This is a genomic window from Micromonospora sp. ATCC 39149, assembly GCF_000158815.1.
In the GTDB taxonomy this organism is placed as follows: domain Bacteria; phylum Actinomycetota; class Actinomycetes; order Mycobacteriales; family Micromonosporaceae; genus Micromonospora.
In genome coordinates this window covers 255,058-269,796 of sequence record NZ_GG657738.1, presented here as the reverse complement: position 1 = coordinate 269,796, position 14,739 = coordinate 255,058, and the positions used below count along the sequence as shown (strand labels likewise).

The 14,739-nt window shown below is 71.5% G+C and carries 13 protein-coding genes and 2 pseudogenes; 9 read left to right on the top strand and 6 right to left on the bottom strand.

Annotation, left to right across the window (positions count from 1 at the left end):
• The first annotated feature begins 217 nt into the window (after positions 1–217).
• Both MCAG_RS31975 and MCAG_RS01180 read left to right on the top strand, forming a co-directional pair.
• Entirely contained in the window at positions 218–568 is a 351-nt protein-coding gene (locus MCAG_RS31975) for a hypothetical protein (protein ID WP_232290030.1), read from the top strand.
• A 67-nt stretch (positions 569–635) separates the two neighbouring features.
• The gene (locus MCAG_RS01180) at positions 636–3,848 is read left to right on the top strand and encodes a tetratricopeptide repeat protein (protein WP_050777811.1); all 3,213 of its coding nucleotides are present in this window, start codon (positions 636–638) and stop codon (positions 3,846–3,848) included.
• Between the two features lie 161 nt (positions 3,849–4,009).
• Here MCAG_RS01180 and MCAG_RS01175 read toward each other — a convergent pair whose 3' ends face one another.
• Positions 4,010–5,551, bottom strand: coding sequence for a GMC family oxidoreductase (locus MCAG_RS01175; protein WP_036371844.1), 1,542 nt, complete (start codon positions 5,549–5,551; stop codon positions 4,010–4,012).
• Positions 5,552–5,785: 234 nt separating this feature from the next.
• Complete coding sequence (locus tag MCAG_RS01170) at positions 5,786–6,436, bottom strand: TetR-like C-terminal domain-containing protein (RefSeq protein WP_007071168.1); 651 nt, start codon at positions 6,434–6,436, stop codon at positions 5,786–5,788.
• Between the two features lie 95 nt (positions 6,437–6,531).
• Between MCAG_RS01170 and MCAG_RS01165 the strand changes: the two genes are divergently transcribed.
• The 5 genes and pseudogenes from MCAG_RS01165 to MCAG_RS36010 all read left to right on the top strand — a co-directional run bounded on the left by MCAG_RS01165 (position 6,532) and on the right by MCAG_RS36010 (position 9,298).
• Positions 6,532–7,470, top strand: a complete 939-nt coding sequence (locus MCAG_RS01165) for a carotenoid oxygenase family protein (RefSeq protein WP_007071167.1) — start codon at positions 6,532–6,534, stop codon at positions 7,468–7,470.
• Positions 7,374–7,880: a carotenoid oxygenase family protein gene (locus MCAG_RS35545; protein WP_255348971.1), complete on the top strand. Its 507-nt coding sequence runs from the start codon at positions 7,374–7,376 to the stop codon at positions 7,878–7,880. Before MCAG_RS01165 ends, MCAG_RS35545 begins: the two co-directional genes overlap by 97 nt.
• A gap of 224 nt (positions 7,881–8,104) precedes the next feature.
• Positions 8,105–8,695, top strand: a complete 591-nt coding sequence (locus MCAG_RS01160) for a hypothetical protein (RefSeq protein WP_007071166.1) — start codon at positions 8,105–8,107, stop codon at positions 8,693–8,695.
• Positions 8,685–8,936: pseudogene (locus MCAG_RS36015) on the top strand (copper resistance protein CopC); the annotation flags it as partial. The gene MCAG_RS01160 and the pseudogene MCAG_RS36015, both read left to right, overlap by 11 nt.
• Positions 8,937–8,980: 44 nt before the next feature.
• A complete protein-coding gene (locus MCAG_RS36010) occupies positions 8,981–9,298 on the top strand; it encodes a copper resistance protein CopC (RefSeq protein WP_083802153.1) in 318 nt (105 codons plus the stop codon).
• An 80-nt stretch (positions 9,299–9,378) separates the two neighbouring features.
• Here MCAG_RS36010 and MCAG_RS01155 read toward each other — a convergent pair whose 3' ends face one another.
• Together MCAG_RS01155 and MCAG_RS01150 are read right to left on the bottom strand one after the other, a co-directional pair.
• Positions 9,379–10,254: an SDR family NAD(P)-dependent oxidoreductase gene (locus tag MCAG_RS01155; protein WP_007071165.1), complete on the bottom strand. Its 876-nt coding sequence runs from the start codon at positions 10,252–10,254 to the stop codon at positions 9,379–9,381.
• A 25-nt stretch (positions 10,255–10,279) separates the two neighbouring features.
• The gene (locus MCAG_RS01150; RefSeq protein ID WP_036371842.1) at positions 10,280–10,879 is read right to left on the bottom strand and encodes a carboxymuconolactone decarboxylase family protein; all 600 of its coding nucleotides are present in this window, start codon (positions 10,877–10,879) and stop codon (positions 10,280–10,282) included.
• 327 nt (positions 10,880–11,206) lie between these two features.
• On the opposite strand from MCAG_RS01150, the gene MCAG_RS01145 reads away from it, so the two are divergent.
• Positions 11,207–12,271 carry an alkylhydroperoxidase gene (locus tag MCAG_RS01145; RefSeq protein ID WP_036375912.1) on the top strand — a complete coding sequence of 355 codons (1,065 nt, stop codon included), beginning with the start codon at positions 11,207–11,209 and terminating at the stop codon, positions 12,269–12,271.
• A gap of 493 nt (positions 12,272–12,764) precedes the next feature.
• On the top strand, positions 12,765–13,505 hold the full coding sequence (locus MCAG_RS01140; protein ID WP_198141459.1) for a helix-turn-helix transcriptional regulator: 741 nt from the start codon (positions 12,765–12,767) through the stop codon (positions 13,503–13,505).
• Positions 13,506–13,715: 210 nt separating this feature from the next.
• Here the strand turns inward: MCAG_RS01140 and MCAG_RS01135 are convergent, their stop codons facing one another.
• Together MCAG_RS01135 and MCAG_RS01130 are read right to left on the bottom strand one after the other, a co-directional pair.
• Positions 13,716–14,417 (bottom strand): maleylpyruvate isomerase family mycothiol-dependent enzyme, encoded by a 702-nt coding sequence (locus MCAG_RS01135; protein WP_083802152.1) that lies wholly within the window; start codon positions 14,415–14,417, stop codon positions 13,716–13,718.
• A pseudogene (locus MCAG_RS01130) lies at positions 14,414–14,739 on the bottom strand (hypothetical protein); the annotation flags it as partial. The pseudogene MCAG_RS01130 and the gene MCAG_RS01135, both read right to left, overlap by 4 nt.

The following is a 14,739-nucleotide window of genomic DNA, read 5'->3' as shown; positions in this document are numbered from 1 at the left end:
GCGCTGCTGCTGGGTTCTACACCCGGGCTGGCCGGTTTTCCTGCGGCCGCGGGGAGCTGCCGGACGAGGCGGTCGAGTTCGTGGCCCGGCAGGTCGGCGTGGAGCCGGGCGAGCTCGGTCTCCGGCCGGCTGTCGGCCGAGGCGGCGATGGCCGCGGATGGCCGCAGCAGTCCACGATGGTGTGATGACGGTAGGTGATCGGTTGCGCAGGTGGGTCGTGGTGGTGGTCGTCGGGGTCCTGCCCATGGGGTTGGGGGTGTTCCTGGCCATCCAAAAGCTGGATAGGGCCGATAAGTGGGCCAGTGTTGTCGGTGTGTTCGTTGGCTTGTTGGGTGTGGGGTTCACGGTGATCGGTGGGGTCGGTGCCCGCCGTCAGGTCGGTGGGCAATCGGTCGTCGATTCGACGATCGGTGGTGGTGTGGCCCAGGTCCGTGGGGTGCGTGGCAGTGTGCGGGTCGGCCCGGAGACCACACCGGCTGTGCCGCCGGCCGCGGCCTCGTCCTCACCGTCGCCGTCGCCTTCTCTGCCGACGCCGTCGTGGACGGCGGTGGAGGTGGGCAGTCGGTGACGCGGTCATCGACTGTGGGTCCGGTGCGGCAGGTCGACGATGTCGGCGGCGGTGTGGGGTTGGGTCGGTGACGCGTTGGTGGGGGCCTGCCGCCGGTGGGGGGCAGACGGTCACCGGCAGCGTCGTCTTCGGCGACATCGTCCAGATCAGTGGTGTCGGTGGGGATGTGACGGTCAGCCTGGACCGGCCGTGGTACCGGGTCGTCCCGGCCGATGACGCCGCGGTGCCGTTGAGCGTGGCGCGGGCGCGGGCGCAGCCGAGTCGCCTGTTGCTGGCCCGGCATCAGATCGTGCCGTTCACCGGCCGGGAGCGGACTCTGGACGTGTTGGCCGCCTGGGTTGGCGGGGACGCGCCGGTGGCGGTGCTGCTGGTGCATGGGGCGGGTGGGCAGGGCAAGACTCGTCTCGCTGCGCAGGTCACGGTCCAGTGTGCGGCCGCCGGGTGGGCGGTGTGGCAGGTGACGCACCTTCCGGTTCCGGTCGTCGGGGCCGCTGGGGTGGTGTCTCAGGTCGAGCTGCCGGGCGGTGCGGTTCTGGCGGTGGTCGACTACGCCGACCGGTGGCCGGCCTCCGCCCTGCTTGCGTTGCTCACCCAGCTGCGGGATCTGCACGCGCGGGCCGGTACCCGGGTGCGGGTGCTGATGCTGGCCCGCTCGGACGGCTACTGGTGGCCGGCGCTGGCCGACCGGGCCGACGGTGACCTGGGCGTCGAGGTCGACCAGCTGGCGCTGGCTCCGTTGGCCGCCGACAGCGGCGACGACCGGCCGGGCTTGTTCACCACGGCGGCGGCCCGGTTCGCGTCGGCTCTGGGCCTGCAACAGCCTGCCGGCGGCTGGCCGGTGCCGGAGCTGACCGCCGACGGGTTCGGGCAAGTCCTGGCCGTGCACATGACCGCGCTGGCCGCCGTGGACGCGGCCTGGCACGGCGAGGCCCCGCCCACCGGGCCGGGATCGGTGTCGGCGTATCTGCTGCGCCGGGAACAGGCGTACTGGCAGCACCTGCACACCCGCGCCGAGGCGCCGATCGGCTGCCCGCCGGAGGTGATGCACCGGGTGGTCGTCGCCGCGACCCTGACCGGGGCGCAACCCCGTCCGGCTGCCCGGCAGGCCCTCGAACGGGCCGGGTTCGCCGACACCGGCGCGGCCGCCGACCGGATCATCGACGACCACACCACCTGCTACCCGCCGGCCGACACCCGCACGGTGTTCGAACCGTTGCATCCCGACCGGCTTGGCGAGGACCTCATCGCCATGTCCACCCCCGGCCACGGCCACCCCGGCATTACCCGCCTGGAACGCGACTGGACCTCCGAGTTGATCACCGGCCTGCTCACCGGCGGCCCACGGCCCCCGGCGTGGGCCGCCGCCGCGGTCACCGTGCTCGTCGAAACCGGCCACCGCTGGCCGCACCTCGCCACTGGTGTGCTGTACCCGCTCATCCGCGAACATCCGCAGGTGGCGATCGCCGTGGGCGGGTCGGTCCTTACCCGGCTGGCCGGCATCCCCGGCATCGACCCCACCATCCTGGAAGCCCTCGAACCCCTGCTACCCGCCAACCGGCACACCGACCTCGACATCGCCGCCGCCGCCATCACCAGCACGCTCACCCGTCACCGCCTGGTCCACACCACCGACCCCGCCGAACAAGCCCGTCTGCACGCCACCCACGCCTGGCGCCTCGCCAACGCAGGCCTCCGGGAGCAGGCCCTGACCCCGGCCGAGGAAGCCACCGGCATCTACCGGCGACTGGCCGAGGCCAACCCGGACGCCTACCTGCCCAACCTCGCCGCCTCGTTGAACAACCTCGGCATCCGGCTGTCGGAGCTGGGGCGGCGCCAGGAGGCATTGGGCCCTTCGCAGGAAGCCGCCGGGCTGTACCGTCGGCTGGTTGAGGTCAACCCGGACGCCTACCTGCCCGACCTCGCGATGTCGTTGAACAACCTCGGCATCCGGCTGTCGGAGCTGGGGCGGCGCCAGGAGGCCCTGGCCCCGGCCGAGGAAGCCGTGACGATCCGCCGTCGGCTGGTTGAGGTCAACCCGGACGCCTACCTGCCCGACCTCGCGATGTCGTTGAACAACCTCGGCACCGTGCTGTCGGAGCTGGGGCGGCGCCAGGAGGCATTGGGCCCTTCGCAGGAAGCCGCCGGGCTGTACCGTCGGCTGGTTGAGGTCAACCCGGACGCCTACCTGCCCGACCTCGCGATGTCGTTGAACAACCTCGGCATCCGGCTGTTCGGGTTGGGGCGGCGCCAGGAGGCCCTGGCCCCGGCCGAGGAAGCCGTGACGATCCGCCGTCGGCTGGTTGAGGTCAACCCGGACGCCTACCTGCCCGACCTCGCGATGTCGTTGAACAACCTCGGCACCGTGCTGTCGGAGCTGGGGCGGCGCCAGGAGGCCCTGGGCCCCTCGCAGGAATCCGTGACGATCCGCCGTCGGCTGGCCGAGGTCAACCCGGACGCCTACCTGCCCAACCTCGCGATGTCGTTGAACAACCTCGGCGCGTTCCTGTCGGAGCTGGGGCGGCGCCAGGAGGCCCTGGCCCCGGCCGAGGAAGCCGTGACGATCCGCCGTCGGCTGGTTGAGGTCAACCCGGACGCCTACCTGCCCGACCTCGCGATGTCGTTGAACAACCTCGGCATCCGGCTGTCGGAGCTGGGGCGGCGCCAGGAGGCATTGGGCCCTTCGCAGGAAGCCGTCGGGCTGTACCGTCGGCTGGTTGAGGTCAACCCGGACGCCTACCTGCCCGACCTCGCGATGTCGTTGAACAACCTCGGCATCTGGCTGTTGGGGTTGGGGCGGCGCCAGGAGGCATTGGGCCCTTCGCAGGAAGCCGTCGGGCTGTACCGTCGGCTGGTTGAGGTCAACCCGGACGCCTACCTGCCCGACCTCGCGATGTCGTTGAACAACCTCGGCACTGTGCTGTCGGGGTTGGGGCGGCGCCAGGAGGCCCTGGCCCCGGCCGAGGAAGCCACCGGCATCTACCGGCGGCTGGCCGAGGTCAACCCGGACGCCTACCTGCCCTACCTCGCCATGTCGTTGTGGGCATACGCGTGGGTGTGCGTGAACGTGCAGGCCAACCTGCCCCAGGCGCTGGAGTCGGTCGCTGAGGCCATCGGTCTCTACCAGCCCCTTGCGCAGCAGTTGCCGCAGCTGTTCGCCGGGCGACTGCTCGCCGCCTACCGGACGCTCGCCGATGTCCTCGACGGGCTGGGCCGTGCCGACGAAGCAACAGAGTTGCGTCGCCAGCTTGCCGAGGCGACCGGAGACCGGCCGGACAGCTAATGGCGGTTGCCTTCAGGGCAGGTCCCCTGTGAAGGCAGGGTGGCGACCACGGTCGGAGCAGCGGCTGCGGGATTTCGCGGCCCACGCCTCCCGGGGTGGACAGCGAAACGGGCGCCCCACGGGGTTCAGCACCGCGGGACGCCCGTGCCTGGCACGACCGGTCAGGACTGCCTGAGCCAGTCGGCGAGCCGCTCGCCGATCATGATGGAGGTGAGGTTGGTGTTGCAGTTGACGATCGACGGCATCACGGAGGCGTCGCAGACGTACAGGCCCTCGATGCCGTGCACCCGCAGCCGCTCGTCGACCACCGCGCCCTCGTCGCCGGCCGCGCCCATCCGGGCGGTGCCGACGGGGTGGTAACCGCTGTCGAGGCTGAGCCGGACGTAGTGGCGCATCAGCTCGTCGTCGGCGACCATGTCCTCGCCGAGCACCACGAACCGCTGTCCCTTGTCGTTGATGCCCTCCGTCTGCATGAACTGCCAGCACTGGCGCACCGCGCCGACGAGGGTCTGGATGTCGCGCTCGGTGTCGAGGAAGTTGAGCACGACGTCCGGCGGCGCGGTGGGGTCGGCAGAGGTGAGGGTGAGCCGTCCCCGGGACTCGGGCCGCTGGTGCACGACCATCACCCCGAAGATGGTCTTCGCGGCGGCCAGCATCTGCAGCTCGGGGAAGAGCGTCAGGTCGAAGTGGTTGATCATGTAGTACTGGAGGTCGTTGAACTCCGTCGACCCCGGCGCGGTGGTGCGCAGGATCGTCTGGAGGAACGCGTCCTCGGGGTTGAAGCTCCCCTCCTGCGGCACCATGAACGCGCCGGTGCGCGGGTGGTCGATCAGGTCGGCGCCCACCCCGGGCCGGTCCAGCACCACGTCGATGCCCAGCCGCCGCAGGTCGCCGGCGGGCCCGATGCCGGAGCGCATGAGGATGGCGGGCGAGTTGACCGCCCCGGCGGCCAGCACGACGGTGCCGGCCTCGATCACCTCGGTGCCGCCGCCGGGGTTGGCGACCTCGACGCCGCGCGCGCGGTTGCCGGCGAACAGCACCCGGTTGACCTGGACCCCGGAGCGGATCTCCAGGTTCTCCCGCCCCCGGGCCTCGCCCAGGTACCCCATCGCCGTAGAGACCCGGATGCTGCCCTGGCGGTTGGACGGGACGGGGCCGACGCCGGTGGCCTCCGGGTGGTTGTGGTCCTCGACGTCGGGGAAGCCGGCCTTGAGGCAGGCGCCGTGGAACACCCGCTGCACCGGGGCCATCTCGTCCTGGGTGAACCGATGGATCGGGATGGGGCCGCCCTTGCCGTGGTACTCGTTGTCGAAGTCCTGGTCGTCCTCGAGCCGCTTGTAGAACGGCAGCACCTCGTCCCAGGCCCAGGCCGGGTTGCCCAACTCGGCCCACTCGTCGAAGTTGTTCGGTGTGCCGCGCAGCGCGATGGTCGCGCCGACGGCGGAGGAACCGCCGGTGACCTTGCCACGCGGGAAGATGATCCGTCGGCGGTCGGTGATCTCGGCCTTGAAGTGCCAGTCGTGGAGGTCCATCGACATGGCGCTGCCGTCGAGCAGATCGGGTGGGGTTTCGGCCACCGTAGCGAAGTCGGGGCCCGCCTCCAGCAGCAGGACCCGGCGGGCGGGATCCTCGCTGAGCCGGGCGGCCAGCGCGGCTCCGGCGGAGCCGGACCCGACCACCAGATAATCGATTCCGTGCATCATCGGCGTCCTTCGGTGCGTGGGGGATGGGCGATCCTGCCGGCATGCCGGACAGGAGTGGATGCGCTTCCATTGCGGACGTGCTCGGGACCCATCCTGAGCATCACACCGGGCTCTGGCCGTCGCTTCTCCGCCGTTGCTCACCGACCTCGGGCGACGCGCTGAGGGCGCGTTCCACCAGGGACGGCACCGGGCGCCGGCGGGGCGGGCGCTGGCGGGCCGGGCGTCGCGGGCGGCTCAGCCGCGGGGGGAACGCCGGCGCCGGGCCCGGGCCAGCGAGGTGGCGGTCGCCTCGTACTCGTCGCCCGCGCCGACCATCAGCGAGCGCAGCTGCGCCTCGAAGCAGACGTCGGCGTCGTACGGGTCGATCAGGTAGCCACCGAGTTCGAGGCTCACCAGCCCGTGCAGGGCGATCCACATGTTCTGGGCCACCAGCAGCGGGTCCCCGGCGCGGAACCGCCCCTGCTCGGCAGCCCGGGCCACCGCGTCGACCAGCGGCTGGAGCGTGTACTTGCCGTGCTGTCGGTCGCCCTCGGCCAGGGCGAAACCGCCGAGCGCCGCGCCGCCGAACATGACCTGGTAGAGCTGCGGGTGGTCGAGCGAGTTGGCCCGGTACGCGTACCCGAGGGCCATCACGTCGGCGACCGCGTCGGAGGTGGCCCGCACGGTCGACATCCGCCGGTGCAGGCGGGCGAAGCCCTCGTGCACCATCGCCCGGACCAGGTTGTCCATGCCGCCGAAGTGCGTGTACACCGCCGTGGTCGAGGTGCCCACGGCGGCGGCGAGGCGGCGCGTGGTGAGGCCGGCGGCGCCCTCCTCGGCCAGCAGTCGGGCCGCGGCCTCCAGCAGGGCGGTCGCCAGGGTCGGGTCGATTCGGCGCGGACTCACGTTGACATGATCTCACGCCCGGCGTACGTTCGATGGAGTAACAATGTTACGTAACCACGATACGTAAAAGATCGCGCCACCTTGTGGAGGATCCAATGAGCGTCGTCGCCCCCGCCCCCAAGACCCTCTCCCGAAACGACAACCGGCGCCCCGTCGCCACCGAGGCGACGGAGCTCGACCTGACGGTCACCGGGCGGCTGCCCGCCGAGCTGGACGGCTGCTTCGTCCGCATCGGGCCGAACCCGATGGGCGGTGACCGGCCCGGCCACGCCCTGGTCGGCGACGGAATGGTGCACGGGGTGCGCCTGCGCGAAGGCCGTGCGCTGTGGTACCGCAACCGGTGGATCCGCACCGACCGCGCCACCCGCGCCCTGGGCGAGCTCGCCCTGCCCGGCCCCCGGCACGGGCTGTCCGACAACGCCAACGCCAACGTCATCCGGCACGGCGGGCGCACCCTGGCCCTCGGCGAGGCGGGCGTGCTGCCGGTCGAGCTGGACGACGAACTGGGCTCGGTGGCCCGGCTCGACTTCGACGCCACCCTGCCGCACGGCTTCGCCGCCCACGCCGAGTGCGACCCGGTCACCGGGGAGCTGTTCGCCGTGGCCTACTACCACGAGCTGCCGTACGTCGAGCACCTCGTGCTGACCCCCGAGGGGCGGGTGCGCCGCAGCGAGCGCGTCGACGTCACCGGGCCGCCGCTGATGCACTCGCTGGCGCTGACCGACCGGCACTCGGTGCTGTTCGACCTTCCGGTCACCTTCCGGCCGGCGCTGGCCCAGGCCGGCTCCCGCTTCCCGTACGCGTGGTCGCCCGGGCGGCCGGCCCGGATCGGGCTGCTGCCCCGGGAGGGGCGCGGGGCCGACGTGCGCTGGTTCGACGTCGACCCCTGCTACGTGTTCCACCCCGTCAAAGCCTTACGAAGTTCGACGACACCTGCGTGGTCGACGTGGTGCGCCACGACCGGGTCTTCGACCGCGACCTGCACGCCCCCGGCGAGTCCGCGCCGACCCTGTGGCGCTGGACGCTGGACCTGACCCGCGGCACCGTCGCCGCCGAGCAGCTCGACGACATCCCGCAGGAGTTCCCCCGCATCGACGAGCGCCGCAAGACGATGCCGCACCGGTACGCCTACACCGTCGCCATGCAGTCCGGGGCGGGGGTACTGGGCGGCTCGGCGCTGCTGCGTCACGACCTGCTGCGCAGGGAGGTGGCGGTGCACGACTTCGGGCCGTACCGGGAGGCGGGGGAGGCGGTGTTCGTGCCGCGCGGCCCGCTCTCGGCGGAGGACGACGGGTGGCTGCTGACCTACGTCCACGACGGGCGCACCGACCGCAGTGACCTGGTCGTGCTCGACGCCGGCGACTTCACCGGCCCGCCGGTCGCCGTGGTGCACCTGCCGGGCCGGGTGCCCAGCGGCTTCCACGCCAACTGGATCGGGTCCTGACCCGGCTTCGGCTCCGGTCGAGGTCGATCGAGGTCGATCGCGGCGGTGTTGCCGGCGGATCGGCATCCGGAGTTGTCCCCCGGAGGAGCAGATAGCCGACAGCAGCTGGGCAATCTGGAGGAACCGCGGAGTGGGGCGGCCGGTTAGCTTCGCGGCAAGCCGCTGTCCCGTCCTCCTCGGACCGTAGTGCGGAATCCCCCACGTATCCACGGAAGGTGCCAAAGATGACCCAACCCCTCGCCGCCGCTCCGTCCTCGGGGCTGCTCGCGCGGCTCAACGGGGCCCACCACCGGGCGGCCCTCAACGTCTTCCTCGTCGTCGTGCTGGCGCACTGGGCCGAGCACCTGGTCCAGGCGTACCAGATCTGGGTGCTCGGTATGCCCCGCCCCAAGTCGCGGGGCGTGCTGGGCCAGTTCTTCCCGTGGCTGGTTTCCTCCGAGTGGCTGCACTACGGCTACGCCATCGTGATGCTGGTCCTCCTGTTCGCGCTACGCCGGGGCTTCGTCGGGCGCGCCCGTACCTGGTGGACGGTGGCGCTGGCCATCCAGTTCTGGCACCACGTCGAGCACTTCCTGTTGCTGTGGCAGGCGCAGGCCGGCACCGTGTTCTTCGGCCAGAAGGTGCCGACCAGCATCCTCCAGCTCGTGCTGCCGCGGGTGGAGCTGCACCTGTTCTACAACTCGGTGGTGTTCATCCCCATGGTGATCGCGATGTACCTGCACCTGCGCCCCAACCGGCGCGAGCAGGAGCTCATGACGTGCAGCTGCGGCGGGCACCACGTCGCCGGCCGGTCCCTCGTGCCCCATGCCGCGTGAGCTGAGCCCTCCGTCCGGCGGCCGTCGACGGGCGGCCGTCGCCGCCGTGCTCGCGGCGGTCGCCGGGCTGCTCGCGCTCGCCCCCGGCGTGGCCCGGGCCGACGGTGGCCTGGTCTCCGCCGACCCGCCGGCCGGCGCGGTGCTCACCGCCGCGCCGGCCGAGGTGACGTTGGACCTCGACGCCGGTGTCGACGAGGGGCAGTCGCACGTCGCGGTGCTCGACGCCGCGAGCCGGCGGGTCACCGACGCCGAGCCGATCCGTGCCGGCTCCAGCCGGGCTGCGGGCTGCCGCTGCGCGTCGACGCCCCCGGCGACTACACGGTCGCCTACCACGTCACCTTCGCCGACGGCACGGCCGTCACCGGGGCGCACCGGTTCAGCGTGGGCACCGGCGTCGCTCCGGCCCCCCTGGACGACGCCGCGCGCCGAGCCAGCACGGACGTGGTCGTCGACGCGCACGGGCACGGCATCGACGGCTTCAGCGCGTTTCCTGCTGTTCGTCGACGGCGCGGTCGTGGCCGCGGTACTCGCCCTGCTGTGGCTGCGTCCGCGCCAGCGGCCCGGGCCGATGGTCCTGCGGCGTCGACGAATTCCCGGAACTGACGGGCGGCACCACATGACGGCACCCCCGGGCAACGCCGAGCGGCGCCGACGAGATCCGTCGGCGCCGCCCGTGCTCGCGGTCAGGGGATGGGGAAGAACGCGCGTACGAACTTCTCCCACCCACGCTCACCGATGATCGCCCGCATCTTCGGCAGCAGCCGCGGCGGCATGCCGAGCCGGTAGCGGATGCGCGGGTTCGGGGTGGACACCGCCGTCTCGAGGACCTTCGCGACGTTCTCCGCGCGCACGGCGATCTTGCCGCGCAACGGCGGGTTGTCACTGAGCCGGTAAGCCTGGTGCCAGTCGACGAAGTGCTCCCAGAAGTCCCGGTACAGCGCGGGGTTCTCGTGCGAGTCCATGCCCAGGTCGGCGACGCTGTCGGGCACGAAGCCGCCCAGGATGGGTGCCGGCTGGAGCACCACCACCTTGATGCCGAAGGGGGCCACCTCCAGGCGCAGGGAGTCGCTGATGGCCTCCAGCGCGTGCTTCGTGGCCTGGTAGTAGCCCCGCCCCGGGGTGGCGAACATGCCGAAGATCGACGACATCATGATCACCCGGCCACCGCCCTGCTCCCGCATGCCGGGCAGGACCATCTGGGTGAGCCGGCACAGCCCGAAGACGTTCGTCTCGAACTGGGCGCGGACCTCGTCCATCGGGGTCTCGCCGATGGTGCCGTTGAGGCTGTACGCGGCGTTGTTGATCAGCGTGCCGACCGCCCCGTGCTCGTCGGTGATCCGCTTGACCGCCGCGGCCATCGACTCCTCGTCGTTGACGTCCAGGTAGAGCACCGTGATGCCCTCGGCGGCCAGGTCTTCCAGGGCCTCCACGTTGCGTCCGGTGGCGTAGACCGGCCAGCCGGCGCGGTGCAGCCGCAGCGCGGTGGCCTTGCCGCTGCCCGAGGACATGCCGGTGCCCGACGAGGCGCCGGTCAGCAGGATGGCGCGTGACAGGGTCATGAGGGCGTCCCTTCCCGGCCGGAGGTCACTCGTCGCCCAGCCGCGCGATGCGGCTGCGGTCGACCGACGAGCCCAGTCCGGTGGCGTCGACCAGCCGGTTGATGAACGCGAACAGGCAGGCGCAGAAGACCGCCTCCAGCATCTCGGCGTCGCTCCAGCCGGCCGCCGCCGCCTTCTCCCAGTCCGCGTCGGTGATCTTGTACGCGCCAGTGCTCACCTTCGTCACCAGCTGCATGAGCGGCATGGTGCGCTCGTCGACCGGCAGTTCCTCGGCGGTGTTGGCGTTCGACACCGCCTCCAGCAACTCGTCGCTGCCGCCGAACTGGCTCAGGAACCAACTGTGCGTCCCGACGCAGTACGGGCAGCCGTTCAGCTTGGACGTCCAGGCCGAGATCAGCTCCTTGATGTCGCGGGGCAGGGTGTCCCCGCCGAAGACGCCGCCGTAGCCGGCGAGCACCACCGCGAGCAGCCGCGGGTTGGTGGAGGTGAGCCGGAACATGTCGGGCACGAATGGCAACCCGGTGACCGTCTTGATTTCTTCGTAGAGTTCGGCGGTGCGGCCCTGCGCCTGATCCTCGTCAATCAGCGGGACTCTGATTCCCGGCTGTCTCGTCGTCGTTTCCATGAGCCATCTCCTCGTTGCTCGGGCGATCCCGGGCCAGGCGAGCGACGTTGCGTTCCACGACGAAGCATGGTCGCTGTCGGCGCTGGCCGCAGCAATCTCCGACGGGGCTGCGGGGCAACACGGAAACGCTGGCGACGGCGGTCGGGCAGCGATTCCGCTGGCCCATGATGGCACGTCGTCGCAGCTCCAGTGCTCTCCCAGATTGCCTAGTGCGGGAACTGTCCGGTGGTTGAACCGACGGCGGGGTTGAACCGTACTGCCTACTGGCTCAGGCCACTTTTCGCAGATAACCTGTTTTTCAATTCGCAGAGATGGATGAGGTGCGTGATGCCGGCAAGTGTTCTGCGACCGGTGCTGGGCGCGCTCGGGTTGACGCAGATCCGATACGTCGACGCGGTGCGTCGCGGGCGGGCCAGTGGTCTGGTGGCCGAGGTGTACAGGCAGGTGGAAAGGGACTTCGGTGTGCTGGCCCCACCGGTGGCCCTGCACGCCCCGGCGCCGGAGGTGCTGGCCGCCGCGTGGGTGCTGCTGCGGGAGACGCTGATCGTTACCGGCGCCGCCCCGCGCGCGGCCAAGGAGGCGGTGGCTACCGCGGTCTCGCTGGGCAACGCCTGCCCGTACTGCGCGACCATTCACAACAACGCGCTGGGTCTGCTCGCCGGCGCCGGCATCGACGGGGCGGCCGGGTCCGACCCCGGGCCTGCCGGCGGCGGGGCGGAGCTGGAGGGGATCGTCGGCTGGGCGATGCCGGCCGGCGGGAGGACGCCGCTGGACGGGCCGCCGTTCCCCGCCGCCCAGACACCGGAACTGGCCGGGGTGGCGGTGCTGCTGCACTACCTCAACCGGGTGGTGAACGTGTTCCTGCGCGACGTGCCGTTGCCGCCGGGGGTGCCGGAGTTCGCGCTGCCCGTGGTGCTGCGGGTGCTCGGCTGGGCCATGATGGGCGCGTCCCGACGCCCGCACGGGCCGGGTCTCTCGCTGGACCTGCTGCCGGCCGCGCCGCTGCCGGCGGACCTGTCCTGGGCGGCCGGCCACCCGACGATCGCGGAGGCGTTCGGCCGGGCGTGCGCCGCGATCGACGAGGCGGGTCGGCGTTCGGTGCCCGAGGAGGTCCGCGACCTGGTGCTGGTCAACCTGGTGGGCTGGCACGGCGGTCCGCGGGGGATCAGCCGGGCTTGGGTGGAGGAACTGGTCACCGGGCTGCCCGAGCCTCAGCGGCCCGTCGCCCGGCTGGCCCTGCTGGTCGCCTTCGCCTCCTACCAGGTGGACCCGACGGTCGTGCGGGACTGCCGGGTAACCGGCGCTGACGACCGGATGCTGGTGGAGATCTCCTCCTGGTCGGCGATGGCCGCGGCCCGGTGGCTGGGCGGCAAGCTCACGGGTCCGTGCTGATGGCCTCCGGACAGGACTCGCATCGCCGACCAATTCGGATATTCGCTGCGTCTGTCAGATTAAATCGCCTCGCCGGGTGTGGGAACATTTGAAACCCCATATTGATTGATCTCTGTGCATGGTATCGTCCTACTCCATCCGGACCACTTGGGATACTCACAGTAAGTGCGGTCCGATAACTTTCGGTCCGTACTTACACCGCCTGGCCAGGTCGGTGGGCTGGCATTTCTCCCGCAATTCTCGTCGGGCGATCGAACACCTGTTCCCCTGCGGTGCGACGACGACGATGTCGTGGCGACCCTGGCAGGACCACGTCGCCGGTCGCGGGCCACCCCCGCGACCGGCGACCCCATACCCGGTCAGGCATTGCCGGGTATGGCCGGAGTGTCCGCAACGTGTTCACTGAATGGAGTGATTGGCCATGCACAACGCCGTCGAAAGAGCCATCTCGATCATGTGGGATCGATACCATGAACCTCTGTCACTCGATGCTATGGCCGATTCTGCCTTTCTCAGCCGCTTTTACTTCTCTCGGCTGTTCCGGTCCAAGACGGGCACTTCGCCGGGGCGTTTCCTGACCGCGATCCGGCTCTACAAGGCCAAGAACCTGCTGCTCGAAACGAACATGAGCGTCACCGACATCGCCTACGCGGTCGGCTACAACAGCCTGGGCACGTTCATCAGCCGGTTCACCCGCAGCGTGGGCATCTCACCGGCCCGCTACCGCTGGCTCGCCGAGCACGGCATCCCGCAACTGTCCCGCACCCGCACGGCCGGTCCGCGGCGGCGGGCCACCATCACCGGCCGGCTCGCACTGCCCCCGGTCGACGTGCCGGTCAAGGTGTACGTCGGCGTCTTCGACAGCCCCATCGTGCAGGGCCTGCCGGCCTCCTGCGACATCCTGGAGGCCTCCGGCGAATACGTGCTGCGCGACGTGCCGGAGGGGGAGTGGTACCTGCGTGCCGCGGCGATAGCGCTCGGTGACATCGCGGCCCGTCCGTCCATGCGCCGCCCCCTGGCGGTCGGCTCGTACGACGCGCTCACCGTGGCCGCCGGCGCCAACGTCACGGTGGACCTGGAACTGCACCACACCGGGGTGTTCGACCTGCCCATCCTGATCGCGCTGCCGGAACTGGACAGCACCGACCCCGTCAGCCGCAACCGGCACGCCTTCGCCCGCAACGACCGACGCCCTGCCCGGTCGTCGCGAATGCTGCACCGGGCCAAGTCTTGACCGTCGCCCCCGGGCGGTGGCGAACCCGCACCCCGAGCCGCGAGCCGGTGCCGGGACGGGGACGCGGACCGGGCGGCGCGGCTGCCACCGGGGAATGAGGGCGCGGGCCGAACGGGACCCGGCCACGCGCCCAGGCACACCCCTCTCGAAGATGGCGGCAGGCCGGTGGAACGGGGGCACCGGCCGTCAGCCGACAGCGGTGGTAGAGACTCAGCGCATGGAGCCGGCGACGGACGACTCCGGCACCCGGAACGGCCCCCAGGTGAATGCCGGCAGCCAGCGACCCGGATCGGCGCTCCACCGCAACGATCGGATCTGCGCCGTGCTGCGCCGACCGGCCAGCGACAGATAGACCTCGTGCCACGGGCCGGCCATGGTCACTGTCGGCTCGCCCGTGCCCGCCACGGTGAGCCCGTGCTCGGTCTGTACCGCCAGCGGCGGCAGCCCATGGTTGTCGAGGGAAGCGGACAACCCCTTCAACAGGACGCCGGAGGCCACCGGCAGCGCCGGGTGGTCGACCGGCGGCGCGACTCCCAGCGCCTGACGTAGGTCCAACTCGTGGGTGAACGCGTCCATCACCAGGATGTGTCGGTCCATCGACTCCCCGCCGGCCAGGAACTCCTCCACCGGCCCGCTCAGCCGCTCCCACTCGGCCAGCAACTCCGGCAGCCCGCCGTCGGGCACGGCTGCGGCGGCGGAGCCGGCGACCCGACCGTGCACCCGAGCGCAGATCTCCACCAGGTGCGCGACGAGATCCCGTACCGTCCAATCCGGACAGTGCGCCACCGGCAGCGCGCCCACCCCGGGCGGCCCCTGGGCGACTAGCTGCGCCGTGGCCCGCCGGACCTGACGGTAGGCGGCGACGGCGGGGGCCCCGGACGGGTGGGGCCGGTGCGGTTCGACGATGGTCATGGTCGTGCCTCCTCCCGCGGCGGCGCCGCGGCTTCGACGGAACCCGACGCGGGCGCGGCGGGCTCGACAGGTGCGCCGGCCCGGCCGGCCTGGGCGGCGGTGAGCCGTCCCGTACGGTGCAGCCAACGCACCGTGTCGACGATCGTCTCGCCGATCGGCCGGGGTGGGGGCCCCGCCGACCGGGTCACGTCCTGCGGGCGGGCGTCGGTGGCGCAGACGTAGCAGGCCCCGTACTCGGCCGGGATGTGCCACGGCCACACCCGCTGCACCAGGTCGGTGGCGTAGGCGAAGGGCAGCATCGCCCGGGCCGGCAGGAACAGCG

What these genes read in the sequence shown, in the direction of transcription:
- MCAG_RS01175 (WP_036371844.1), bottom strand. Translation starts at nt 5,551, where the DNA reads ATGATGCACGGAATCGATTATCTGGTGGTCGGGTCCGGCTCCGCCGGA.
- MCAG_RS01165 (WP_007071167.1), top strand. Translation starts at nt 6,532, where the DNA reads ATGAGCGTCGTCGCCCCCGCCCCCAAGACCCTCTCCCGAAACGACAAC.
- MCAG_RS01160 (WP_007071166.1), top strand. Translation starts at nt 8,105, where the DNA reads ATGACCCAACCCCTCGCCGCCGCTCCGTCCTCGGGGCTGCTCGCGCGG.
- MCAG_RS01155 (WP_007071165.1), bottom strand. Translation starts at nt 10,254, where the DNA reads ATGACCCTGTCACGCGCCATCCTGCTGACCGGCGCCTCGTCGGGCACC.
- MCAG_RS01150 (WP_036371842.1), bottom strand. Translation starts at nt 10,879, where the DNA reads ATGGAAACGACGACGAGACAGCCGGGAATCAGAGTCCCGCTGATTGAC.
- MCAG_RS01145 (WP_036375912.1), top strand. Translation starts at nt 11,207, where the DNA reads ATGCCGGCAAGTGTTCTGCGACCGGTGCTGGGCGCGCTCGGGTTGACG.
- MCAG_RS01140 (WP_198141459.1), top strand. Translation starts at nt 12,765, where the DNA reads ATGGCCGATTCTGCCTTTCTCAGCCGCTTTTACTTCTCTCGGCTGTTC.
- MCAG_RS01135 (WP_083802152.1), bottom strand. Translation starts at nt 14,417, where the DNA reads ATGACCATCGTCGAACCGCACCGGCCCCACCCGTCCGGGGCCCCCGCC.